At 53.2% G+C, this 23127-nt stretch carries 24 protein-coding genes; 16 read left to right on the forward strand and 8 right to left on the reverse strand.

Annotated elements, in window-relative coordinates; genetic code table 11:
- Window positions 1-2: 2 nt before the first annotated feature.
- Window positions 3-935, forward strand: a complete 933-nt coding sequence (locus ACERY3_RS19245) for a divergent polysaccharide deacetylase family protein (protein WP_373226273.1) — start codon at window positions 3-5, stop codon at window positions 933-935.
- Between the two features lie 3 nt (window positions 936-938).
- Here ACERY3_RS19245 and ACERY3_RS19250 read toward each other — a convergent pair whose 3' ends face one another.
- Window positions 939-1739 (reverse strand): glycosyltransferase family 2 protein, encoded by an 801-nt coding sequence (locus tag ACERY3_RS19250; RefSeq protein ID WP_373226274.1) that lies wholly within the window; start codon window positions 1737-1739, stop codon window positions 939-941.
- Window positions 1740-1944: 205 nt separating this feature from the next.
- On the opposite strand from ACERY3_RS19250, the gene ACERY3_RS19255 reads away from it, so the two are divergent.
- Together ACERY3_RS19255 and ACERY3_RS19260 are read left to right on the forward strand one after the other, a co-directional pair.
- Window positions 1945-3150 (forward strand): glycosyltransferase, encoded by a 1206-nt coding sequence (locus ACERY3_RS19255; RefSeq protein ID WP_373226275.1) that lies wholly within the window; start codon window positions 1945-1947, stop codon window positions 3148-3150.
- Between the two features lie 15 nt (window positions 3151-3165).
- A complete protein-coding gene (locus ACERY3_RS19260) occupies window positions 3166-4080 on the forward strand; it encodes a hypothetical protein (protein ID WP_373226277.1) in 915 nt (304 codons plus the stop codon).
- Between the two features lie 27 nt (window positions 4081-4107).
- Here ACERY3_RS19260 and tdh read toward each other — a convergent pair whose 3' ends face one another.
- Window positions 4108-5136 carry an L-threonine 3-dehydrogenase gene (tdh, locus tag ACERY3_RS19265; RefSeq protein ID WP_023309906.1) on the reverse strand — a complete coding sequence of 343 codons (1029 nt, stop codon included), beginning with the start codon at window positions 5134-5136 and terminating at the stop codon, window positions 4108-4110.
- Window positions 5137-5145: 9 nt separating this feature from the next.
- Window positions 5146-6342: a glycine C-acetyltransferase gene (gene kbl / locus ACERY3_RS19270; RefSeq protein ID WP_373226278.1), complete on the reverse strand. Its 1197-nt coding sequence runs from the start codon at window positions 6340-6342 to the stop codon at window positions 5146-5148.
- 215 nt (window positions 6343-6557) lie between these two features.
- Between kbl and rfaD the strand changes: the two genes are divergently transcribed.
- The 6 genes from rfaD to ACERY3_RS19300 are packed head-to-tail and all read left to right on the forward strand — an operon-like array spanning window position 6558 to window position 12752.
- Window positions 6558-7490: an ADP-glyceromanno-heptose 6-epimerase gene (gene rfaD, locus ACERY3_RS19275; protein ID WP_373226280.1), complete on the forward strand. Its 933-nt coding sequence runs from the start codon at window positions 6558-6560 to the stop codon at window positions 7488-7490.
- Between the two features lie 2 nt (window positions 7491-7492).
- Window positions 7493-8539 (forward strand): ADP-heptose--LPS heptosyltransferase RfaF, encoded by a 1047-nt coding sequence (gene rfaF / locus ACERY3_RS19280; protein ID WP_058841861.1) that lies wholly within the window; start codon window positions 7493-7495, stop codon window positions 8537-8539.
- A gap of 3 nt (window positions 8540-8542) precedes the next feature.
- A complete protein-coding gene (gene rfaC / locus ACERY3_RS19285) occupies window positions 8543-9526 on the forward strand; it encodes a lipopolysaccharide heptosyltransferase RfaC (protein WP_058841860.1) in 984 nt (327 codons plus the stop codon).
- A gap of 3 nt (window positions 9527-9529) precedes the next feature.
- Window positions 9530-10639 carry a glycosyltransferase family 9 protein gene (locus tag ACERY3_RS19290; RefSeq protein ID WP_058841859.1) on the forward strand — a complete coding sequence of 370 codons (1110 nt, stop codon included), beginning with the start codon at window positions 9530-9532 and terminating at the stop codon, window positions 10637-10639.
- Window positions 10640-10644: 5 nt separating this feature from the next.
- Entirely contained in the window at window positions 10645-11553 is a 909-nt protein-coding gene (locus ACERY3_RS19295; RefSeq protein WP_058841858.1) for a glycosyltransferase family 2 protein, read from the forward strand.
- Window positions 11541-12752 carry an O-antigen ligase family protein gene (locus ACERY3_RS19300; RefSeq protein WP_319877045.1) on the forward strand — a complete coding sequence of 404 codons (1212 nt, stop codon included), beginning with the start codon at window positions 11541-11543 and terminating at the stop codon, window positions 12750-12752. The genes ACERY3_RS19295 and ACERY3_RS19300 overlap by 13 nt, the downstream gene beginning before the upstream one ends.
- 23 nt (window positions 12753-12775) lie before the next feature.
- Here the strand turns inward: ACERY3_RS19300 and ACERY3_RS19305 are convergent, their stop codons facing one another.
- The gene (locus ACERY3_RS19305; protein WP_373226281.1) at window positions 12776-13732 is read right to left on the reverse strand and encodes a polysaccharide deacetylase family protein; all 957 of its coding nucleotides are present in this window, start codon (window positions 13730-13732) and stop codon (window positions 12776-12778) included.
- Between the two features lie 150 nt (window positions 13733-13882).
- Here ACERY3_RS19305 and rfaQ point away from each other — a divergent pair, with 150 nt between their 5' ends.
- The 7 genes from rfaQ (at window position 13883) to coaD (ending at window position 20775) form a co-directional block, all read left to right on the forward strand.
- The gene (rfaQ, locus tag ACERY3_RS19310) at window positions 13883-14953 is read left to right on the forward strand and encodes a putative lipopolysaccharide heptosyltransferase III (protein ID WP_072196584.1); all 1071 of its coding nucleotides are present in this window, start codon (window positions 13883-13885) and stop codon (window positions 14951-14953) included.
- Window positions 14950-16077, forward strand: a complete 1128-nt coding sequence (locus ACERY3_RS19315; RefSeq protein WP_045143053.1) for a glycosyltransferase family 4 protein — start codon at window positions 14950-14952, stop codon at window positions 16075-16077. The genes rfaQ and ACERY3_RS19315 overlap by 4 nt, the downstream gene beginning before the upstream one ends.
- Before the next feature lie 2 nt (window positions 16078-16079).
- Window positions 16080-17180, forward strand: coding sequence for a glycosyltransferase (locus tag ACERY3_RS19320; RefSeq protein ID WP_058841855.1), 1101 nt, complete (start codon window positions 16080-16082; stop codon window positions 17178-17180).
- A gap of 11 nt (window positions 17181-17191) precedes the next feature.
- Window positions 17192-18181 carry a glycosyltransferase gene (locus ACERY3_RS19325; protein ID WP_045887675.1) on the forward strand — a complete coding sequence of 330 codons (990 nt, stop codon included), beginning with the start codon at window positions 17192-17194 and terminating at the stop codon, window positions 18179-18181.
- Between the two features lie 66 nt (window positions 18182-18247).
- Entirely contained in the window at window positions 18248-19522 is a 1275-nt protein-coding gene (gene waaA / locus ACERY3_RS19330; protein WP_058841854.1) for a lipid IV(A) 3-deoxy-D-manno-octulosonic acid transferase, read from the forward strand.
- Window positions 19522-20292: a glycosyltransferase family 2 protein gene (locus ACERY3_RS19335; RefSeq protein ID WP_058841853.1), complete on the forward strand. Its 771-nt coding sequence runs from the start codon at window positions 19522-19524 to the stop codon at window positions 20290-20292. Before waaA ends, ACERY3_RS19335 begins: the two co-directional genes overlap by 1 nt.
- Window positions 20293-20295: 3 nt before the next feature.
- Window positions 20296-20775: a pantetheine-phosphate adenylyltransferase gene (coaD, locus tag ACERY3_RS19340; protein ID WP_023334018.1), complete on the forward strand. Its 480-nt coding sequence runs from the start codon at window positions 20296-20298 to the stop codon at window positions 20773-20775.
- A 2-nt stretch (window positions 20776-20777) separates the two neighbouring features.
- Here the strand turns inward: coaD and mutM are convergent, their stop codons facing one another.
- The 4 genes from mutM to radC form a co-directional block, all read right to left on the reverse strand.
- Window positions 20778-21587 carry a bifunctional DNA-formamidopyrimidine glycosylase/DNA-(apurinic or apyrimidinic site) lyase gene (gene mutM, locus ACERY3_RS19345; RefSeq protein ID WP_058841852.1) on the reverse strand — a complete coding sequence of 270 codons (810 nt, stop codon included), beginning with the start codon at window positions 21585-21587 and terminating at the stop codon, window positions 20778-20780.
- Between the two features lie 72 nt (window positions 21588-21659).
- Window positions 21660-21827 (reverse strand): 50S ribosomal protein L33, encoded by a 168-nt coding sequence (rpmG, locus tag ACERY3_RS19350; protein WP_003024094.1) that lies wholly within the window; start codon window positions 21825-21827, stop codon window positions 21660-21662.
- Between the two features lie 22 nt (window positions 21828-21849).
- Window positions 21850-22086: a 50S ribosomal protein L28 gene (rpmB, locus tag ACERY3_RS19355; protein WP_002436699.1), complete on the reverse strand. Its 237-nt coding sequence runs from the start codon at window positions 22084-22086 to the stop codon at window positions 21850-21852.
- 218 nt (window positions 22087-22304) lie between these two features.
- On the reverse strand, window positions 22305-22973 hold the full coding sequence (gene radC, locus ACERY3_RS19360) for a DNA repair protein RadC (RefSeq protein ID WP_064673818.1): 669 nt from the start codon (window positions 22971-22973) through the stop codon (window positions 22305-22307).
- Between the last annotated feature and the right edge of the window lie 154 nt (window positions 22974-23127).

Genomic DNA, 23127 nt, shown 5'->3' on the forward strand with positions numbered 1-23127 from the left:
TTTTGCTTCAATTTCGTCGAATGGTTTTCTCCGTCGTCAGCGCGCTGGCGCTGGCTGCACCGGTATACGCAGGTAAACTCGCTATCGTGATTGATGACTTCGGTTATCGTCCACACTATGAAAATCAGGTGCTGGCGATGCCGTCGGCCATCTCTGTCGCCGTCCTTCCAAATGCGCCCCACGCGCGTGAGATGGCGACCAAAGCCCATAACAGCGGTCATCAGGTGCTGATCCACCTGCCGATGGTCCCGCTCAGCAAGCAGCCGCTGGAAAAAGACACCCTGCGCCCGGACATGAGCAGCGAGGAGATTGAGCGCATCATCCGCGACGCCTATAACAAAGTGCCGTATGCCGTAGGGCTGAACAACCATATGGGCAGCGCGATGACATCAAGCCTGTACGGGATGCTCAAAGTGATGCAGGCGCTGGAGCGTTACAACCTCTACTTCCTCGACAGCATGACTATCGGCAACAGCCAGGCGATGCGTGCCGCTCAGGGAACCGGCGTAAAGGTGATTAAGCGCAAGGTGTTCCTGGATGATACCCAGAACGAAGCCGATATCCGCATGCAGTTTAATCGCGCGGTACAGCTGGCCCGCCGCAATGGCTCAGCCATCGCCATCGGTCACCCGCACCCGTCTACCGTTCGCGTCCTGCAGCAGATGCTGCCGACCTTGCCTGCCGATATCACGCTGGTGCGTCCGAGCGATCTGCTGAACGAGCCGCAGGTAGATACCTCTACACCAAATTCTGCGCAGCCCGTCCCAACAGCGCCGCGTAATCCGTTCCGCGGCGTGAAGCGCTGTGTACCGAAGCAACCGCTTGAACCGGTCTATGCGACCCGCTTCTTCTCCGTCATCGGAGACAGCATCAGTAACAGTACCCTGGTGAAATACGTCCAGCAGCAGTGGCAGGGATGGGGTAAGAAAGCCTGACGCTTATTTCGCAATCTGAGAGTCCGTCTGCTCGTTAGCAACGGACTCTTTTTTTTCCTGATGCTGATACCAGGATTTGAAATACTTCAAAAAGCTATAGGCTGTGGCATACAGTCCCGTCGCCACCCCCACTTTGCCCTTACGCCAGGCGCCGCTAAACAGATACCATTTGAAAAAAGCCCCGATGGCGCTGATTACGCCGCGCCCTATAGAGGGCCGTATTTTTTGATGTTGAACCAGGCGGGTTGTATAACAATTTAATTTGTTAAAAAGCTCATGCAGCGTGGGAAACGTATCATGTTTTACATAACCCGGAATACGTTCACAACGGAGAAAACCTTCGACCTGATCGTCTACCGGTCGGTTATTAAACCGGGACTGTTTACGGTTAAAAAGACGCACAGGATAATCAGGGGATGAAACTGGATAAATCGTCCGGACTTCTTCACCCAGAACAAACCAGTGGCGGCATATTCGCCATGCTATTCCGGGGTCTGGCTCATCGCCTGCTTTTAACGTTAAAACGGCATTAACCGTTTCGTGGTCAAGAATTTCGTCGCTGTCGATGCACAGGACCCAGTCATTGCTGGCTAAGGATATGGCATGGTTCATCTGCTCGCCATGCCAGCTAAATTTTTTATAGACAGGTAGCAGTCCAAAACTTTCACAAATATATCGTGTTTTGTCCGTACTGCCAGAATCGACCACGACAATTTCATCCGCTATTTTCAAAAGAGGCGGGATAACATCGTGCAATAATCTTTCTGAATTAAACGTTAATAAGCAGACCGTTATTTTAAACATTTTCCCACTCTCAATAGCAGCCTAAATTAATATTATTAATACTATATAAATGAGGAGAGACGATTAAAGTCCTGAATCACACTTTTCAAATAAGCAAGCTTGAAATTTTGTCTAATTCTGAAGGGAAATAAAATAGAAAAATCTATTTTATTTCAACAGATTCTTTATAATGCAGTCAGATGAAGGGTAGCACACGGATTCAGACATGCCGCACAAAAGTAAAATTCTCCTCCTGGATACGGGTAAAGAATGGGGGGGAGGCACCAACAGTATGCTTGAGCTCCTGAAGCGAATCAATCGCGATAAATTCGATATTACCTGTTGTTTTTACAGTGATTATAGTCGTGCTGAAGGTGAGACGATTGGCCAGGTGCTCAACGGCATCGGCATCCCGCTCATCGTGATCCCTCAACGTCCGCAGCCGGTCTGGGCCAAATTGTTGAAGGAAGCGGGACGTAGCCTGCTGTTTTTCTCACGCGGCGCCCGCAAGGCATTGACGCGTCACGTGGATATCATGTGGCGCATCAGGCCTAACGTCAGCAAAATCGAAACCCTTTTCACGCAGGGCGGTTTCGATACGCTCTATATGAATAACCAGCCGGGCTCAAACGAGGAAGGCTATCTGGCGGCGGCGAACCTGCAGGCGCGGTTGATCCAGCACTGCCGCATTGAGCCCGTTTTGACCCCGCCGCTGGTAAAGCTGGTTAATGCCCATGCCACAAAAATCATCGCCGTCTCGCACGGCGTTGAACGCGTGTTGCTTCAGCATGGCGTCCGGCCCGAACTGTGTACGACGGTCAATAATGCCATCGACATCCACCAGCCTTTACCTGACCGACGCGCGATGCGCCAGCGCCTGAACATCGATGACGACACGTTTGTGTTCGGCAGTATTGGGTCGTTAATCCCTCGCAAAGCCAACCACCACACGCTGGAGGCGCTGGCACAGTTCAGCCAGAAGCATCCCGAGGCGAAATGGAAAATGGTGCTGGTCGGAGAAGGTGCCGAGCGTCGCGCTTTAGCGGAACAGGCCCGAGCGCTGGGAATTGAAAACCACGTCATCTTCACCGGTTTTCAGAATACCCCATTTAATTACCTCGCTACGTTTGACGCCTTTATTCTGGCCTCAAAAAGCGAAGGGCTGCCGCGCGTGGTGCTGGAAGCGATGCTTCTCAATATCCCCGTGATTGGCTCTCAGGTGACCGGCACGGCAGAGTTGATTGATCATGATTCGACAGGGCTGCTCTTCCCCTGGAGCGATGTTTCACAGCTTGCACAGCATCTGGACAATATCTGGGCAGACGCGGAGCTGCGGGCTCGACTGGCTGCGGCTGCATACCAGAACGTCTGTCATACCTATGCCATCGAAAACTATGTCAGCGGTGTCGAAGCCGTGCTTGGCGCGCACTAACCAAACGAGATAACTATGTTTAAATTTCTTAATGCTCGCTATCGTCATATCACCGGGCGACACAACATTCCTTACAGCTCTCTGCCCGTGACGGGCGCGCTTGCTGCGGTGGATTCTATTGTGATTCCGTGTACCGGCGCAGATTTCGTCGAAGAAGCATTACTCTCTGCCACCTTCGCGGAACGTTATGCCACCGGGGTAAGCGAAATCGTCATCGTCAGCGATCAGCCTGAATCCGCCTTTGGGGTACTGCCGCCTAAAACCCGCGTAGTGACGCTTAATCTTCCGGTTCGTGAGGAAGGTTACCGCTATAAGCAAATCTACCTCAGCCGTCTGGTGAAGCTTAACGCCCCGCTGCAGGCGCGCGGTGAAGGGATATTGATGATCGATTCCGATCTCAACCTACTCAAGATGCCCGAGATCAGCATGGCCGACATGCATATCTACTCCAGCTTCCGTCAGGGCAAAATGATTGCCAAGCTGGACGGTGCGCCAGCGGAGAAAGTGCCGGCGTATTACAAGGAGACGGTGCGCCCGTATCTGGTCGATCACGTTAACGGCGCGTTTCTTGCGGCAACAAAAAAAACCTGGCGCCGTATCTGCCCGCTGTGGCTGACGCTGTTCCAGGATACCTGGGAGCTGATGGACGACACGCAGCCGCCGACCGATCAGCTGCCGCTCGCCGCGCTGCTGGACATGCTGGATTTAAAAACGGTTAACCTGGGTGACTGGATGAACTGGCCGGTCTCCAAGAAGATCGGTGGTCAGGAAGCCGTTGTACCGAAAGAGGTGATTGGCGCGCACGGCGGCTTCCCTCTCTCCGAATGGCAGAAGTATCTTGAATCGCCGAATAACAAACTGCTGTTCAAAGGCCAGGACTACACCCGCAAGGTGCGTTACCTGACGGACGAAGAGAAAAAGAATCAGTAAAAAAGGGGCCTCAGGCCCCTTTTTTCATTACTTATCCCAGCTCAGGATCACTTTCCCTGACTGGCCGGAACGCATCGCGTCGAAGCCCTGCTGGAACTCATCGATGGAGAAACGGTGAGTAATAATTGGGGACAGATCCAGACCGGACTGGATCAGCGCCGCCATCTTGTACCAGGTCTCGAACATCTCGCGGCCATAGATGCCCTTAATGAACAGCCCCTTGAAGATGACTTTGTTCCAGTCGATAGACATGTCTGACGGCGGAATACCCAGCATCGCGATACGGCCACCGTGGTTCATGGTGTCGAGCATGGTGCGAAATGCCGGCGGCGCGCCGGACATCTCCAGGCCAACGTCAAAGCCTTCGGTCATGCCCAGCTCTTCCATCACGTCGGTCAGGCTCTCTTTCGAAACATCCACCGCGCGGGTGACGCCCATTTTGCGCGCCAGCGACAGACGGTATTCGTTCACGTCGGTGATCACAACGTTGCGCGCGCCCACGTGCTTCGCCACCGCAGCGGCCATAATGCCGATTGGGCCCGCGCCGGAGACCAGCACGTCTTCACCGACCAGGTCGAAGGAGAGTGCCGTGTGCACCGCGTTGCCGAACGGGTCGAAGATGGAGGCCAGGTCGTCAGAGATATTGTCCGGGATTTTGAACGCGTTAAACGCCGGGATCACCAGGTATTCCGCGAAGCAGCCCGGGCGGTTTACGCCCACGCCAATGGTATTACGGCACAGGTGCGTACGCCCGCCGCGACAGTTACGGCAGTGGCCGCAGGTAATATGGCCTTCACCGGAGACGCGGTCGCCAATTTGGAAGCCTTTCACTTCCTGGCCGATACCCACCACTTCGCCGACATATTCGTGACCGACAACCATCGGTACCGGAATGGTTTTTTGCGACCACTGATCCCAGTTGTAGATGTGAACGTCAGTACCGCAGATGGCGGTTTTACGAATTTTGATCAGCAGATCGTTATGACCGACTTCCGGCTCCGGCACGTCGGTCATCCAAATCCCTTCTTCCGCTTTCAGTTTGGATAACGCTTTCATCACACGTCCTCAGGCAATTACGCCCAGCTGTTTGCCGATGCGGGTAAAGGCTTCCACCGCACGTTCAATTTGTTCAGGCGTATGCGCCGCAGACATCTGGGTGCGGATACGCGCCTGACCTTTTGGTACCACCGGGAAGAAGAACCCGGTGACGTAAATCCCTTCTTTCTGCAGTTCGCGGGCAAATTTCTGCGCGATGACCGCATCGCCCAGCATCACCGGGATGATGGCGTGATCGGCACCGGCCAGGGTGAAACCTGCGGCGCTCATTTTTTCACGGAACAGACGGGCGTTGGACCACAGGCGGTCGCGCAGCTCAGCGCCGGACTCCACCATTTCCAGCACTTTGATGGAGGCGGCAACAATCGCCGGTGCCAGGGAGTTGGAGAACAGATACGGGCGGGAGCGCTGGCGCAGCCACTCGACCACCTCTTTACGCGCGGCGGTATAGCCGCCGGACGCGCCGCCGAGCGCTTTGCCCAGCGTACCGGTGATGATGTCCACGCGGCCCATCACGTCACAGTATTCGTGCGAGCCACGGCCGTTTTCGCCGACAAAACCGACCGCGTGAGAGTCATCAACCATCACCAGCGCGTCGTATTTATCCGCCAGGTCGCACACGCCCTTCAGGTTGGCGATCACGCCGTCCATGGAGAACACGCCGTCGGTGGCGATCAGCACGTGGCGAGCACCCGCTTCACGCGCCTCTTTCAGGCGCGCTTCCAGCTCAACCATGTCGTTGTTGGCGTAGCGGAAACGCTTCGCTTTGCACAGGCGAACGCCGTCGATGATGGAGGCGTGGTTCAGGGCGTCGGAGATAATCGCATCTTCTGCGCCAAGCAGGGTCTCAAACAGACCTCCGTTGGCGTCAAAGCAGGAGGAGTACAGAATCGCGTCTTCCATTCCGAGGAAGCTCGCCAGCTTTTGCTCAAGCTGCTTGTGGCTGTCCTGCGTACCGCAGATAAAGCGTACGGAGGCCATGCCGAAACCGTGGGTGTCCATGCCGTTTTTTGCAGCGGCAATCAGCTCAGTGTGATTCGCAAGACCTAAGTAGTTGTTCGCACAAAAGTTGATCACATGGCTGCCGTCGGCAACGGTGATGTCCGCCTGCTGGGCAGACGTGATAATACGCTCTTCCTTGAACAACCCTTCCGCACGTGCGGTGTCGAGGTCGCTGTTTAACTGTTTGTAAAAATCACCACGCATTGCAATTCTCCAGACTCGGCAAATTTCGGGACATATTACCCAAACCTATAGTTCATGACGAGATGACACGTCATCTCTTGTCGTTTTTGCAGCATAAATCACGCGTACCCCTGCGCTGTGAAGGTGAATGGCTGAAGGGCAGCCATACTAATGATATGATAGAGACATTAGCGTCCGGGATTGTCCCCGGGCTCCACACTTCAAAGGTTACAGTTATGATCATCGTTACCGGCGGCGCGGGCTTTATCGGCAGCAATATTGTTAAGGCTCTCAATGACAAAGGCATCACCGACATCCTGGTGGTTGACAACCTGAAAGACGGCACCAAGTTCGTCAACCTGGTGGATCTGAACATCGCTGACTACATGGATAAAGAAGACTTCCTTATCCAGATTATGGCAGGTGAAGAGTTCGGCGAGATCGAAGCCATCTTCCACGAAGGTGCGTGTTCTTCCACCACAGAGTGGGACGGTAAGTACATGATGGACAACAACTATCAGTACTCCAAAGAGATCCTGCACTACTGCCTGGAGCGTGAAATTCCGTTCCTGTATGCCTCCTCCGCGGCAACCTACGGCGGCCGCACCTCGGACTTTATCGAGTCCCGCGAGTACGAGCAGCCGCTGAACGTCTACGGTTACTCCAAATTCCTGTTCGACGAGTACGTGCGTCAGGTTCTGACAGAAGCAAACTCGCAGATCGTCGGCTTCCGCTACTTCAACGTTTACGGACCGCGCGAAGGCCACAAAGGCAGCATGGCGAGCGTGGCGTTCCACCTGAACACCCAGCTGAATAACGGCGAAAGCCCGAAACTGTTCGAAGGCAGCGACGGCTTTAAGCGCGACTTCGTTTACGTGGGCGACGTAGCCGCAGTGAACCTGTGGTTCTGGGAAAACGGCGTATCCGGCATCTTCAACCTGGGTACCGGCCGCGCAGAGTCCTTCCAGGCGGTGGCTGACGCAACGCTGGCGTATCACAAAAAAGGCAGCATCGAGTACATTCCGTTCCCTGACAAGCTGAAAGGCCGTTATCAGGCGTTCACCCAGGCTGACCTGACCAACCTGCGCGCCGCAGGCTACGACAAGCCGTTCAAGACCGTTGCCGAAGGCGTAACGGAATATATGGCCTGGCTGAACCGCGACGCATAAGTATGAAGATTCTGGTGATCGGCCCGTCATGGGTGGGCGACATGATGATGTCGCAAAGTCTCTATCGCACGCTCAAGGCGCGTTATCCCCAGGCGATAATCGACGTGATGGCACCCGCGTGGTGCCGTCCGCTGTTGTCGCGTATGCCGGAAGTGAACGAGGCGATCCCGATGCCGCTTGGCCACGGGGCGCTGGAAATTGGCGAACGCCGCAAGCTCGGTCATAGCCTGCGCGAGAAGCGCTACGATCGGGCGTATGTCCTGCCAAACTCCTTTAAATCCGCTCTGGTGCCTTTCTTTGCGGGCATCCCACATCGCACCGGCTGGCGCGGTGAAATGCGCTACGGCCTGCTGAACGATGCGCGGGTGCTGGATAAAGAGGCCTGGCCGCTGATGGTGGAGCGCTATGTGGCGCTGGCCTACGACAAAGGCGTGATGCGCAGTGCGAAAGACCTGCCGCAGCCGCTGCTGTGGCCACAGCTTCAGGTTAACGACGGTGAAAAATCCCAGACCTGTAACGCGTTTGGTCTATCGTCTGAACGCCCGATGATTGGCTTCTGCCCCGGCGCCGAGTTCGGCCCGGCGAAACGCTGGCCGCACTATCACTATGCGGAGCTGGCGAAACAGCTGATTGACGAAGGCTACCAGATTGTCCTGTTCGGTTCGGCAAAGGACCACGAGGCAGGCAACGAAATTCTCGCGACGCTCAGTAATGAACAGCAGGCCTGGTGCCGCAACCTGGCGGGAGAAACGCAGCTTGAACAGGCTGTTATTCTCATTGCCGCCTGTGAGGCCGTGGTCAGCAACGATTCGGGCCTGATGCACGTCGCCGCCGCGCTCAACCGCCCGCTGGTGGCGCTGTATGGCCCAAGTAGCCCGGACTTCACGCCCCCGCTTTCTCATAAAGCGCGCGTCATCCGCCTGATCACCGGCTATCACAAAGTACGCAAGGGCGATGCCGCAGAAGGCTACCATCAGAGCCTGATCGACATTACGCCAGAGCGCGTTCTCGAAGAGCTTAACGAACTGCTGTTGAGCGAAGAAGGATAACGAATGCGGGTACTGATCGTTAAAACCTCTTCGATGGGCGATGTTCTGCATACGCTCCCGTCACTGACGGACGCCATGCGGGCCATTCCCGGCATTCGTTTTGACTGGGTGGTGGAAGAAGGCTTCGCGCAGATCCCCACCTGGCATGAAGCGGTTGACCGCGTAATCCCGGTGGCGATCCGTCGCTGGCGCAAAGCGTGGTTCTCCGCGCCGATTAAAGCCGAACGCAAAGCCTTCCGTGAGGCGGTGCGGGCACAGCATTACGACGCCATCATCGACGCCCAGGGGCTGGTGAAAAGCGCCGCGCTGGTGACGCGTCTGGCACACGGCGTAAAGCACGGCATGGACTGGCATACCGCCCGCGAACCGCTGGCGAGCCTGTTCTATAACCGTCGCCACCACATCGTAAAGCAACAGCATGCCGTAGAACGTACCCGCGAGCTGTTTGCAAAAAGTCTGGGCTATGCGAAACCGGAAACCCAGGGCGACTACGCCATTGCGCAGCACTTTTTGCGCAATACAGATCCCTGTGCGCAGCCTTATCTTGTCTTCCTGCATGCCACAACGCGCGACGATAAACACTGGCCGGAAACGCACTGGCGAAGCCTGATTGAACTAATGCAACCTACCGGCATCCATATTAAACTGCCCTGGGGCGCTGAACATGAGCGGCAGCGTGCAGAGCGTCTGGCAGCAGGTTTTTCACACGTCGAGGTATTGCCGAAACTCACGCTGGCGCAGGTTGCCGCGCAGCTGGCGGGAGCGAATGCTGTTGTTTCCGTTGATACAGGTTTAAGCCATTTAACCGCGGCGCTGGATCGTCCGAATATTACGATTTTTGGTCCGACCGATCCCGGATTGATCGGGGGTTACGGTAAAAACCAGCATCAGATGGTCAGCCCGACCCAGCAAACGAAGGATATCAGCGCAGATGCTATTTTTTCATTTTTACAGGGCAGCCGTTGGCTTTCCAACAGGGATATCTAACGCATGAGTTACGTATTTCTGCTGATTTTACTCTTTCCGGTGAAGCTTATCCGGAAGCTGTTCCGCAAAGAGACAGGTAAAAACCTGGTCATTCAGACAGCAAAAATCGGCGATTTTGTTAATGCAACGCCCCTTCTGGCATACCTGCAAACAAGCGACGTGCTCATCAGTCGTAGCGTAGGTGCGCTGGCGAAGCATGATGAGACGATCGATGAGATTTTTTTTATCGAGCAGCATAAGCGTAACCTGTGGCGAAAGCTGGTCTTTGCCTGCCGGATCATGAACCGCTATGACAATGTCTATCTCCTGCAACCCAACAGCGTGAACCTCTTTTTCGCCTCCGTGTGTAACGCTAAAAACAAACAGTTTTTAAGCACTTACACGCGCAGATGGTATCACGGTATTTTCTATGCAACGGCAGACGGTACTGTTGAACACGGTAAGAAGGCTCTTTCAGTCACGAACTATCTCAAACTGGCCGATCGCACCTTAACCTGGCAAGACTCGCCAAAGCACGCCACAAAGCCACTTTTCAAACCTGCGACCTATCCGGCAATCCTCGATAAACCCGGCGTGATCCGCATTGGCATCAGCGTAGCCGCCGGGAATAAAGCGAAAACCGTTCCGCCGGTCATCTGGAAGCAAATTGCCGATCGTCTCGCCGACCTGCCCTGCGAATTTTATGTGTTTGGCGCCCCGAATGAACAATCGTGGATGGATGATATCACCCGCGCTTACGGTGAACTGCCCAACTTTATTAACCTGATTGGCAAAATCTCGCTTGAAGAGCTGCCGTGGGCCATTTCTAAAATGGATTGCTATATCGCGTCTGATTCGGGGAATATCTATATTGCCGATGCGGTCGGCGTGCCGGTAATCTTACTGTTCGGGCCTTGTTGCCACTATGAACAGCGTCCGCTGGGCAACGTATTGCTGATTGGTAATGATGACAACATTTGCTCATATGTTTTTGAAACACGATATTACTTCTCACAGAGCCGGGAAGAACTCTTCGCTGTAACAGACGAAGCGCTACGTGAACTCAAACACTTCATTTGCGAGTTACCCACAATTAATACAGACGCATACTCCTTTGATGCTCAGGGAAACTAATTATTATGGCTTTTCTAAGCATCATTATTGCCGCGCATAACGCCAAAGATACGCTTCACACCACGCTAGAAAGCCTGCAAAACGCGATTGAGGGTGCGGGGGATGATGTAGAGATCATTATCTTTAACGACAGTTCCAATGACTCAACGCAGGATATTATTGAAGCGTGGCTGCCAATACTTCCGAATGCGCAATCCCGATACGTCGAGTACCGTAACGTAGGCCATGTTCGAAACAGTGCCCTCTCGCTGGCCACAGGTGAATACATCACCATGCTGGATAGCGATGACCGGATGAAACCGGGCAGCATCAGGGACGCTGTGGCGTTTCTCAAATCAGAGCGCCCTGAAATGCTCCTGACGCGCCTGCTGGAAATTCGCGACACCAAAAAAATTACAGCCGACTGGCAGGGGTTCTCTCCTGTTGCTTTGTCACAACATGAGGCAATAAAGCGGTTCCTGCAGCACAAAGATTTTCAGGCACATCTCATAGGGCAATTCATTCATCGGAAATTGTATGTAAATAACCCGATTCCTTCGATGATTTGTTATGAAGATTTCGCCGTGTTTCCCGGCATGCTGATGCAATCGAGTAAAATAGTCTATCAGCGTCAGGGACACTATTATTACATCAAACGTAACGACAGTTTGTCGAGCCGTCTCGACGCCAGTAAAATCGCTACGCTGGTTGATTGCACATTACAAATGGAAAAAACATTCCCTCGTTCTTTTAAGCATCTTGTGAATTGTCACTGGTTTGATATCTACAGAAACCACCGACAGCATCTGACTGACCAGCAACTCAAACTGGTTAAACAGCGGGTCAATGCACTTTATTCTCTCTCTTTCTTCTTCACCAAAGATGTACGTTTCAGCTACAAAAAAAGGGTCATTGAGGCATTATGGAAAAAGTAAAACTGCGGCTTTATCAGCTGACGCTGATTTTGAGCCTTATTTCGCTTGCGCTGGCGCTGCTGAGTTCAGGTAAGCAGCGGGAGTTTTTCTATATTGCGATTTATGCCAGCATTATCGGCTTGGCGTGCGAATTTAAAAAAATCACAGTGCGTCCTTTTTCTATCGCATTGCCGATTTTATTGATTGGCCTGCTTAATCTTGGCTGGTATCTGGTGTATGAATATCATAGCGAAGGTCTGAACGTTTATAGCGATTATCTCGGTGCAAGTAAAAAATTAATTCTGGCAAGTATTCTCATTTTTTACCTTGACCGGTTTAAGTCTTATATTGATAGAGCATCCTTCCAGAAATATTTTTTATACGCCTCTGGTGCAGGGTTTATACTCGCCACTGGCTATGGCTTATGGCAGGCTTCACAGGGTATGGGGCGTATCGAGATGGCCATAAACCGTGCGACCGTGTCGGCCTATGTTTATTCTGTATTGTCACTGGCGTTTGTATATAGCCTTTATCTACAGAAAAATATCAAACTGTATGTAGCCGCAGGACTTATCATCTTAATATCTTATTTCGTCATTCTTCTAACGGGCACCCGTGCCGCAATGGGGTTATATCTACTCCTGGCGATTGTACTCACGCTTTATCACTTCAGAAGAATCCACCTTAAATCTACGCTGATTTTCTTATGTATTGTGGCGGGTATTGTTATCGTTAGCTACAAGCCATTAATCTTACCTAAGATACAACAAACACAAGCTGAAGTTGAAAGTTATCAGAAAGGCTATGATGCAACCTCACTCGGCGCACGTTTTTCTATGTGGAGTGTTGGCATTCAAAACGGGCTGGCCCATCCTTTAGGGCAGTCAGTTGAAGACCGCGAAATATGGACACAGCAATATGTGAAAAATGGGCACCCACACCTCGCGGCTGCACTCGAGTTTATCAGGGTGCATCTGCACAATGAGTTTATTGAAAAATATTCTCTGCAGGGGATCCCAGGGCTGGCGATATTAGTGTTTTTCTATATATCGATGATCGCTTACGCCCTTAAAAACAGAAATGGCCTGCTGCTGACGACCATGCTTCTTTTATTACTCTATGGCCTGACTGACGTCATACTGTTGAGTTCTGAAGCTTTAATCTTCTTTGTCACCGTGTTTGCGCTGAGTACCCCCTTTTCGCAAACCAGGCAACGCTAATGATAATGCCCGCCTGGCGGGCATTATTTTTTCTTGTATTGATAAAACTCCGCCAGCGTCATCCCTACCGTCTTATCTGATAACCAGCTAAAGAGCGTTTCTAAATCCTGATACAACCCTTCAATCGCCGCCTCATCTTTAAACGTTGGGCTTCCGCCAGGCATAAATTCCGACGAATGAAGCATAAACTCCACGTACTCACTTCCCTGCGACAGGCATTGCTGTGCGACCTGAATCATTTGCGCCGCATTCCCACCGGACGGTCTTAGCCAGTTCACAGAGGGAGAGCGGTATTTACCGCGAAGCCTGTCGTAACCCTGTTTGATCGTGTTCAACCACGACGGGTGTTTATACTGAATGCTCATCGGCACTTCGAGTAATGGGCTATTGCCTGCCCGGGAAATATTGTCTAAATCCATGAAATAGGCGTGGTCGGGGAAATGCTGATAATCCGTTCCGCCATTACCCTGCGGGGCGCCTTTCGCATTGCGCCAGTTCACGCGTGGCGTCACGGAGCAATCCACCTGGTAACCCAGTTCAACGAGCAATTTTGCGTAGCGACTGTCAAATGCCCAACGTCCGGCACGGTGGCTTAACATTTTGGTCTGGAAGGTCTCTTCCAGCAGGCGGGTCATGAACAGCACTTTTTCGCGCATCACCTCATCCGAAAATTCAACCAGATAAGGCTGCCATCGCCAGTCATCGCCCGTGAGATCGTGTTCCGGCGGGCTATTCCATGCGTGAAGGTGCATTCCCACCTCCCCCTGACCGCGGGCGATTGTGTCCCTGGCGAATTCGATGAAAACGGGTTCGATCGCCATCTCGTAATTGGTCAGCCACACGGGCTTAAAGCCGAAACGCTCACAAAGCGCCTGAAAACGCGCCAGATAACGCGCATTTTCCGTTTTAATGACGCGGTGATTTTGCCAGAGATTATCGCCCTCAGTATCAATTGTGATGATAAACGCTGGTTTGTTCATAATGAGTCCGCAAGACAGGAAAGTTAGCGCTATGTTACGCACTCTCCAAAGCATGAGTAAACCCTTCCAGGGAAATTACTGAGATTATGGAGAAAGAGTGCAAGTCGCTATCAGGTCTATTAGAATTGCCATCAGTACAACGCCGATAAGATGATGATGAATAACTTACCTGACACACCTGATTTGCGCATTTTACTTATCAAACTCCGCCATCATGGCGACATGTTGCTGACCACTCCCGTCATTGATTCGCTACGTCAAAAATGGCCGCAGGCGCAGATTGATGTCCTGCTGTATGAAGAAACGCGCGATATGCTCGCCGCGCATCCGGCGATCGGTACAATTTATGGAATCGATCGTAAATGGAAACAGCTTGGCACGCTCAAGCATCTTCAAAAAGAGTGGCAGTTGCTGCGTGCGTTAAGAAATCAGCATTATCATCTGGTGATTAACCTTGCCGATCAATGGCGTAGCGCGATCGTCACCCGTTTCACCGGTGCACCCGTTCGCCTCGGATTCGCGTTTAACAAACGCAACAGTGCATTCTGGCGTTTTTGTCACACCGATCTGGTCTCTGTCGACGGCCACAAATCCCTGCATACGGTCGAACAGAATCTTTCCATTCTGGCGCCATTACCGGTCGCGCCGCAGCCTGCCGTCACCATGGCTTACACCGCAGAAGACTGGCATCATGCCCGCCAAAAGCTGACGCAGACGGCTGTGGGTGACAGCTATATCGTGATCCAGCCGACGTCCCGCTGGTTCTTTAAATGCTGGAGCGAAGACAAAATGGCGCAAACCATTACTGCACTGCAGCAGGATGGTCATACGGTTGTGCTCACCGCGGGGCCGGATAAAAAAGAGCTGGCGATGATCGATCGCATTCTCGCCGCCTCGCCAAAGACGGGAGTCGTCTCGCTGGCGGGCCAGCTAACGTTGCGCCAGCTGGCCTCACTTATCGATCATGCGCGTCTTTTTATCGGCGTTGACTCCGTTCCAATGCATATGGCCGCCGCGCTGCAAACACCCTGCGTGGCGCTGTTTGGTCCTTCTAAACTCACGTTTTGGTCTCCATGGCAAGTCAACGGTGAAGTCATCTGGGCCGGCGATTACGGCCCGCTACCCGATCCGGATGCCATTGATACCAAAACGAAAGAACGCTATCTCGACGCCATTCCCGTTGATGCTGTCGTCTCCGCCGCAAGGAGATATCTGTCATGAAAAACCATCGTCTGGCCATTGTTCGCCAAAAGTATCGCCCTGATGGCGGAGCGGAACGCTTCGTTTCGCGCGCTCTCACCGCGCTGAGCAATCAGAACCTTGAGCTCAACGTCATCACGCGTGAGTGGCAGGGAGAGAAGCAAGACGACTGGCATATCCATATTTGCAACCCTCAAAAATGGGGCCGCATCAGTCGAGAGCGCGGATTTGCACAGGCCGCGCGCGCGCTGTGGCAGCAACAGCAGTTTGATATTGTTCAAAGCCATGAGCGCATCCCGGGTTGTGATATCTATCGCGCGGGTGATGGGGTGCATCGTCGCTGGCTGCTGCAGCGCGCACGTATTTTACCTGCCTGGCGTGCGCAAATGCTGATGTATGACCGCTATCACCGCTACGTGATGCGTGCGGAACGGGAAATGTATCAGGCGCCTGAGTTGAAAGCCGTAATCTGTAATGCGGAGATGATCAAACGCGAAATCGTTGAAGACTTTGATATTGACGCAAATAAAATTCATGTGATTTATAATTCTATTGATTCCAGCCGCTTCGTTCCGGCCCAGGAGGCACAGCGTGCGATGCTGCGCCAGCAATTTGGTTTGCCAGCCGATGCCGTTGTGCTCTGTTTTGTTGGCTCAGGGTTTGAACGAAAAGGATTAGCCAGCGCCATACGCGCTATCGCTGGAACATCAGCCTGGCTGATTGTGGTTGGGCAAGATAAAGCAGAACGTCGTTATCGCGACCTCGCCCGTTCGTTAGGCTGCGAGGGGCAAATCCGTTTCCTGGGGGTGCAAAAAGAAACTCTGCCTTTTTATCAGCTATCCGATGGTTTACTGTTGCCAACGCTGTATGATCCCTTTCCTAACGTCATTCTTGAAGCGATGGCCTGCGGCTTGCCCGTCATTACTTCAGAGAGTTGCGGTGGTGCAGAGTTTATTCAACAAGGCCAGAACGGATTTTATTGTGACGCACTTGATATCAGTACACTGAAGGAAGCGGTAGCCGCCATTCCTTCACTGGAAAAAAATAACAATATGGGACGAGCGGCACGTGAACGTGTAAAAGACGCCACTCCCGAAAAACTATCAAGTCAGCTTATTACGCTTTATCAAAAATTACTGGATTAAAAATGCGCATCCTAATGATTATTGATGGTTTACCCGGTGGAGGAGCTGAAAAAACGGTTCTTACACTCTCCCGTGGATTAATAGAAATGGGACATCAGGTCTCTCTATTCTCTCTGCGGAAAGTGTGCGACTACGCCATCCCGGACGGCATCGATTATCAGGTTGTTCAGGACACATGTAAAAAACCGTGGCGAAAGCTGACGGAAATCCCACGCCGCGCCCAACTGCTGGATCAGGCGATTGAGCAAGCTGAGCGCAGCGGCAAATTTGATGTGGTGTTCTCTCACCTGCACAAAACCGACCGCATTGTGTCGCACTGCCGCGCGCTGGAACGTGATAAAGTCTGGTTCTGCGTGCACGGCATGTTCTCGTTCTCCTATCTTCGCCATCGCAGCGGACTTTCGCGCTGGTTTAAACATCTTAAAATTCGTCATACCTACGAAAACCGCAACGTTGTCGCCGTCTCAGGCGCCGTGTTGACAGATCTTTCCGAGACGCTGTCGCTCAATCTTCGACGCAAAGCGGTTATCCATAATCCTTTCGATATTCCTGAAATTCAGCGTCTGGCGGATGCGCCCTTCGAGATGCAGGGAAAGGATTACATTATTCATGTTGGCCGCTTCCATGAGCACAAACGCCACGACCGACTCTTACGTGCGTTCGCCCTGAGTAAAATTGACACCACGCTGGTCATGATGGGCAATGGATCTGACGCTCAAATTCAAAAACTCAAGCAGCTTGCTGCCGAGCTGGGTATTGAAAACAAAACGGTTTTCCGCCCGTTCGAGTCTAATCCCTATCCCTGGATTAAAGAGGCACGCCTTTTAGTGTTAAGTTCTGACTGCGAAGGTTTTGGTAATGTGCTGGTCGAAGCCATTATCTGCCAGACGCCACCGGTCAGTACAAATTGCCCCGGAGGCCCTGCCGAAATCCTCACCGGCGCTTTAGCGCGCGGGCTGGCAGAGTTAAATGACGAGTCACTGGCAAAAACGCTGGCGGATATTTATACCGCCCCGCCGGTCGTTGGCGATACAACCATCGCGTCGTTCGGTATCAATGCCATTTGCCAGCAATATGTTGCTCTGGTCGACAATCAAAAATAATCAGGTTTCTTATGCAAAATTCAGCCCCATTGTTAAGCGTGGTGGTTGCCGTTTATAACGGTGAAGCTTTCCTGGATCAGTTCTTTACCTGCCTTGTCAATCAACGCATCGACAGCATGGAAGTCATCATTGTCAATGACGGCTCTACTGACCGCTCGATGGAGATCGTCGAAAACTGGCGAGAAAAACTGCCGCAGCTGCAGGTCATAGAACAGCAAAACCAGGGCGTATCCATCGCGCGTAACACCGGTCTGGCCGTTGCGACGGGTCAATATCTTTCTTTCCCGGATATTGATGATGTCTTTAAACCCGGCATGTACCAACACCTGCTGGATATGGCCGTCACGCAGGATCTGGATGTCGCCACCTGTAACGGGAACTACGTCTGGGAGAATAACAAGAAACCCTCGCGCCCGATCTTCCCTGAAGACAAACTGGCTTCGACAGGGGTCATGGCTGGCCCTGCGTGGTTAAAAATGGCGCTGGACTCTCGTAAATTCCTTCACGTCACCTGGTTGAACATCTATCGCCACGACTTTATCCGTAAACACAATTTCCATTTCGAACCCGGCCTGCGCCATCAGGATATCCCGTGGACCACCGAAGTGCTGCTTGCGGCAGAGCGGGTTCAGTACACCAGTGAACGTTATTACGACTACTACATTCACTCTGCATCGGTGTCCCATATGCCGGACAATGACGACACGCTGATTCGTTCCGCGCGTCACTACATGAAAATCCTGCAGATGCTCGACGCCATCAATCAGCGCTACCCGGATAAAGTGAAAGGGATCCCTGCCTGCCACTGGCAAATTGCCAAAGAGGGCCTGGGCATTATTCACACCTTCGACAACATGAAGGATGAGAAGAAGAAATCAATGATTATTAAAGAGTTCTTCGAAACAGGCATCTGGAAACTCATCTGGAAAAGTGCAAAAAGTCCGCGTCTGCGCTGGCGGCTGGGTCGACGTTATTTCCGTTTGAAACGGTATCTGGCATAAGAGATAGCTTTACCTGGCCTAAATGCTTAGAATTTGCCCGCCGAAACTAAAAAAACGGATAATCGCTTGGAATTGTTGTATACCGCTCTGCTCTACATCATTCAGCCACTGGTGTGGCTGAGACTGTTGCTTCGTAGCCGAAAAGCGCCTGCGTATCGTAAACGCTGGGCTGAACGCTATGGCTTCTGCCGCAATAAAGTCGTACCGGACGGTATTTTGCTGCATTCCGTTTCTGTCGGTGAAACGCTGGCGGCGATCCCGCTGGTTCGCGCCCTGCGTCACCGCTACCCTTCGCTGCCAATCACCGTCACGACGATGACGCCAACCGGCTCGGAGCGCGCGTTATCCGCTTTCGGTAAAGACGTGCAGCACGTCTATCTGCCTTACGATCTGCCCTGCGCCATGAATCGTTTCCTGAATACCGTTCGCCCGAAGCTGGTGATCGTGATGGAAACCGAACTGTGGCCGAATATGATTTCCGCCCTGCATGCCCGTAAAATCCCGCTGGTCATTGCCAACGCCCGCCTGTCAGATCGCTCGGCGAAAGGTTACGGCAAGCTGGGTAAGTTTATGCGCCGCCTGCTGAGCAAAATTACGCTGATTGCCGCGCAGAACGAAGAAGATGCGGCACGCTTTATCTCTCTGGGCCTGAAACGCAACCAGCTTGCGGTAACGGGCAGCCTGAAATTCGATATTTCCGTTACCCCTGAACTCGCCGCCCGTGCGATCACGCTGCGTCGCCAGTGGGCCCCGCGTCGTCAGGTCTGGATTGCCACCAGTACTCATGATGGCGAAGAAGAAATCATCCTGCAGGCTCACCGCAAGCTGCTGGAAAAATTCCCTGATTTATTGCTGATCCTCGTGCCTCGCCATCCGGAGCGTTTTAAAGATGCCCGTGAAATGGTGCAGAAAGGCGGCTTCAGCTTCACGCTGCGCAGCAGCGGTGAAATTCCTTCCGGCAGCACCCAGGTGGTGATTGGCGATACGATGGGCGAGCTGATGCTGCTGTACGGCATTGCTGACCTCGCGTTTGTCGGTGGCAGCCTGGTCGAGCGCGGCGGTCATAACCCGCTGGAGCCGGCAGCCCACGCTATTCCGGTGCTGATGGGGCCGCACACGTTTAACTTCAAAGATATCTGCGCGAAACTACAGCAGGCCGATGGTTTAATTACCGTGACCGATGCGGATTCGGTGGTTAAAGAGGTATCGACCCTTCTGACTGACGAAGATTATCGCCTGTGGTACGGGCGCCATGCCGTCGAAGTGCTGCACCAGAACCAGGGCGCACTGACCCGACTGCTGCAGCTTCTGCAACCTTATCTGCCCCAGCGGAGCCACTGATGTCAACGCGTCTGTCGGTCGTGATGATCGCCAAAAACGCCGCCGACCTGCTTCCGGATTGCCTGGCGTCGGTTGACTGGGCTGACGAGATAGTCATTCTTGACTCCGGAAGCACGGACAACACGGTGGACGTTGCCCGGGCAGCGGGCGCAAAAGTCTTTGTCGACGCTGACTGGCAGGGCTATGGCATCCAGCGCCAGCGCGCGCAGGGCTATGCCACAGGTGATTATGTCCTGATGCTCGACACCGACGAACGCATCACGCCTGAGCTTCAGCAGGCCATTCAGGCTGTGCTTTCCTCGCCCCAGCCTGGCGCCGTGTACAGCATTGCCCGCCGCAACTACTTTCTTGGCCGTTTTATGCGCCACAGCGGCTGGTACCCTGACCGCGTGATGCGCCTCTACGAGCGCGAGCGGTATCAATACAACGACAATCTGGTGCATGAATCCCTGAGCTGCGATAGCGCCCTGGTCATTCCCCTGACGGGCGATTTGCTGCACCTGACCTGTCGTGATTTCGCGAGCTTCCAGCGTAAACAGCTCAACTATGCCACCGCATGGGCTCAGGAGCGTCACCAGCGCGGCAAGAAGGCCTCGCTGACGGGTATCTTCACCCACACGCTGGGCGCGTTCCTGAAAACGCTGCTGCTGCGTGGTGGCGTCCTGGACGGCAAGCAGGGCTGGTTACTCGCGGTTGTGAATGCCCAGTATACTTTCAACAAATACACCGAGCTGTGGGCGCTCTGCCGCGGCTACTCAGAGAAAACGTGAGCCATGAGCACAAAAGCGATTTATCCGGGTACCTTCGATCCGATCACCAACGGTCATCTTGATATCATCACCCGTGCGGCGTGCATGTTCGACAAGGTGATCCTGGCCATTGCCGCCAGCCCCAGCAAAAAGCCAATGTTTGATCTCAACGAGCGCGTACAGCTCGCCACCGATGCCATTTCGCATCTGCCGAATGTTGAGGTGGTCGGGTTTAGCGACCTGATGGCAAACTTCGCCCGCGCTCAGCAGGCCAATATTCTGATCCGTGGTTTGCGCGCGGTGGCAGACTTCGAGTATGAGATGCAGCTGGCGCACATGAACCGCCACCTGATGCCGGAGCTGGAGAGCGTGTTCCTGATGCCCTCCAAAGAGTGGTCGTTTATCTCTTCCACGCTGGTAAAAGAGGTGGCGCGTCATCACGGCGACGTCACCCATTTCCTGCCGACTAACGTCCACCAGGCATTGATGGAAAAGCTAAAGTAACCCTATTTCTGGCACTGACGGCAGTAAAACGTGGCGCGCTGGGCGTGCTTCGTGGCAATCACTGGCGTGCCGCAGACTCTGCACGGTTCGCCTTTACGGCCATACACCTGCAGCTCCTGGGCAAAATAGCCCGGCTTGCCGTCACTTTGCAGGAAGTCCTTCAACGTTGTCCCGCCCTGCTCAATCGAGCGAAGTAATACGGCTTTAATCACCCGGACCAGCAGCTCGCACTCCTGCGCCGACAGCGAAGAGGCCAGCCGATCGGGATGGATCCCCGCCGCAAACAGCGATTCGCTGGCGTAGATATTCCCCACGCCGACCACCAGCTTGTTATCCATCAGCCAGGGCTTAATCGGGCTTTTCTTCTTCGCACACTTCGCCTTGAGGTATTCCGCGTTAAACGCGTCTGAAAGCGGTTCCGGGCCCAGATGCGCCAGCACGTTATGACCTTCCAGCTCCTTCGTCCACAGCCACGCGCCAAAGCGCCGTGGGTCGGTGTAACGGAGCACTTTGCCGTTGCTCATCACCAGATCGACGTGGTCGTGCTTTTCCGCAGGCAGTTCTTCGGTAAGAATGCGCAGGCTCCCGGACATCCCCAGATGGACAATAATCCAGCCGTCGGGCAACTCCAGCAGCAGGTACTTAGCGCGGCGCTGTACGCTAAGGACGGGTTTATCGCTCAGGGCATGGATCTCATCGGACACCGGCCAGCGCAGACGTCCATTGCGGACCACCGCGTGAAGAATCGTCGCGCCGACCAGATGGGGTTCAATGCCGCGACGGCTGGTTTCTACCTCAGGTAATTCTGGCATGGTTCCTCCGTTGAGATTCAGAATGCAAAAAACCCCGCAGTTGCGGGGTTTTTCGATACAAGGAGACTAAAATTATTTGATTTTAGCTTCTTTGTACAGTACGTGCTGGCGTACAACTGGATCGAACTTTTTCAGTTCCAGTTTTTCCGGCTTAGTACGTTTGTTCTTCGTGGTGGTGTAGAAGTGACCTGTACCAGCAGAAGAAACCAGCTTGATTTTCTCGCGAATACCTTTAGCCATGATTTATTTCCTCTTTAAGTACTTAGTACTTTTCGCCACGGGCACGCAGTTCGGACAGAACTGTATCGATGCCTTTCTTATCGATTACACGCATACCTTTAGCAGATACGCGCAGGGTGACAAAACGCTTCTCGCTCTCAACCCAGAAACGGTGAGAGTGCAGGTTCGGCAGGAAACGGCGTTTAGTCGCGTTCAGTGCGTGGGAACGGTTGTTACCGGTCACCGGACGCTTGCCAGTAACTTGGCAGACTCGGGACATGTCTATTCTCCAAAAATCAAATTAGCTCGAGCTTCGTATGGGGTATCGGCGCCTCGTCAGGCTTTACAGCCCGGTCATCGCATAGTTCTAAGTGAACTCTCGATTGCCAGGCCCAAATGCCAAACCCGAGATTCTCAAAGGTGGCGTAGTATACGCTGACTCGGCGGTGTGCTCAAGTCCCGAACAGACAAAGATCCCGATGGATCGCGAGAAATAGCCTAAATCCAGCCATGTTCTGCGAAAGAAATGTACTCACCGCGGCCAATTATCAAATGGTCCAGCACACGAATGTCCATGAATTGACAGCATTTGATAATGCGTTCGGTGATTTCTTTGTCCGCTCTGCTCGGTTCTGCACAGCCAGAGGGGTGATTATGCGCGAGGATCACGCCCGCTGCATTCACTTTTATCGCTTCCCGCACAATTTCACGCGGATGCACCTCAACGTGACTCAACGTGCCCGCAAAGAGACAGCTATGTTTCAGCACCCGATTTCTGTTATCGACAAAGATCACCATAAAGATCTCGCGTTCGATATCGGTTAACTGGCTTTGCAGGAATTCGCGCGTCATTTCAGGCGTCAGGATCGGATCTTCCTTCTCCATGCGGACATTGTAAAAACGGCGGGCAAGTTCAGCAATGCCCCTCAGCTGGGCATATTTCGCCACGCCAATTCCCTCAACGTGCTTAAACTGCGCCATATCGGCGGTCAATAAACCGTACAGCGAACCGAAATGTGCGATCAGCTCTTTTGCCAGCGTAAATACCGTTTTTCCGGGCGTTCCGGTACGTAAAAAGAGCGCCAGCAGTTCATCGTCTTTTAACAGGGTAACGCCATAGCGCAGCAGTTTTTCGCGCGGCAGCAGCTCCTCATCCTCTTCTTCCATGCTCTTTCTCCCCTTTTTAACCTCATGCTGCCACAGGCCAATCCGTCGCTCGACGGCCACATTGCGTTCTTGCGTAGCGCCTCGCAAAGTGGTCGAAGGACAAAATCACCCCGCTTTGGGGATTGTGATAAAATGCCCGCTCTCTGGTGAAACC

It is taken from the genome of Enterobacter cloacae complex sp. ESBL7, assembly GCF_041679625.1.
Taxonomy (GTDB): domain Bacteria; phylum Pseudomonadota; class Gammaproteobacteria; order Enterobacterales; family Enterobacteriaceae; genus Enterobacter; species Enterobacter asburiae_B.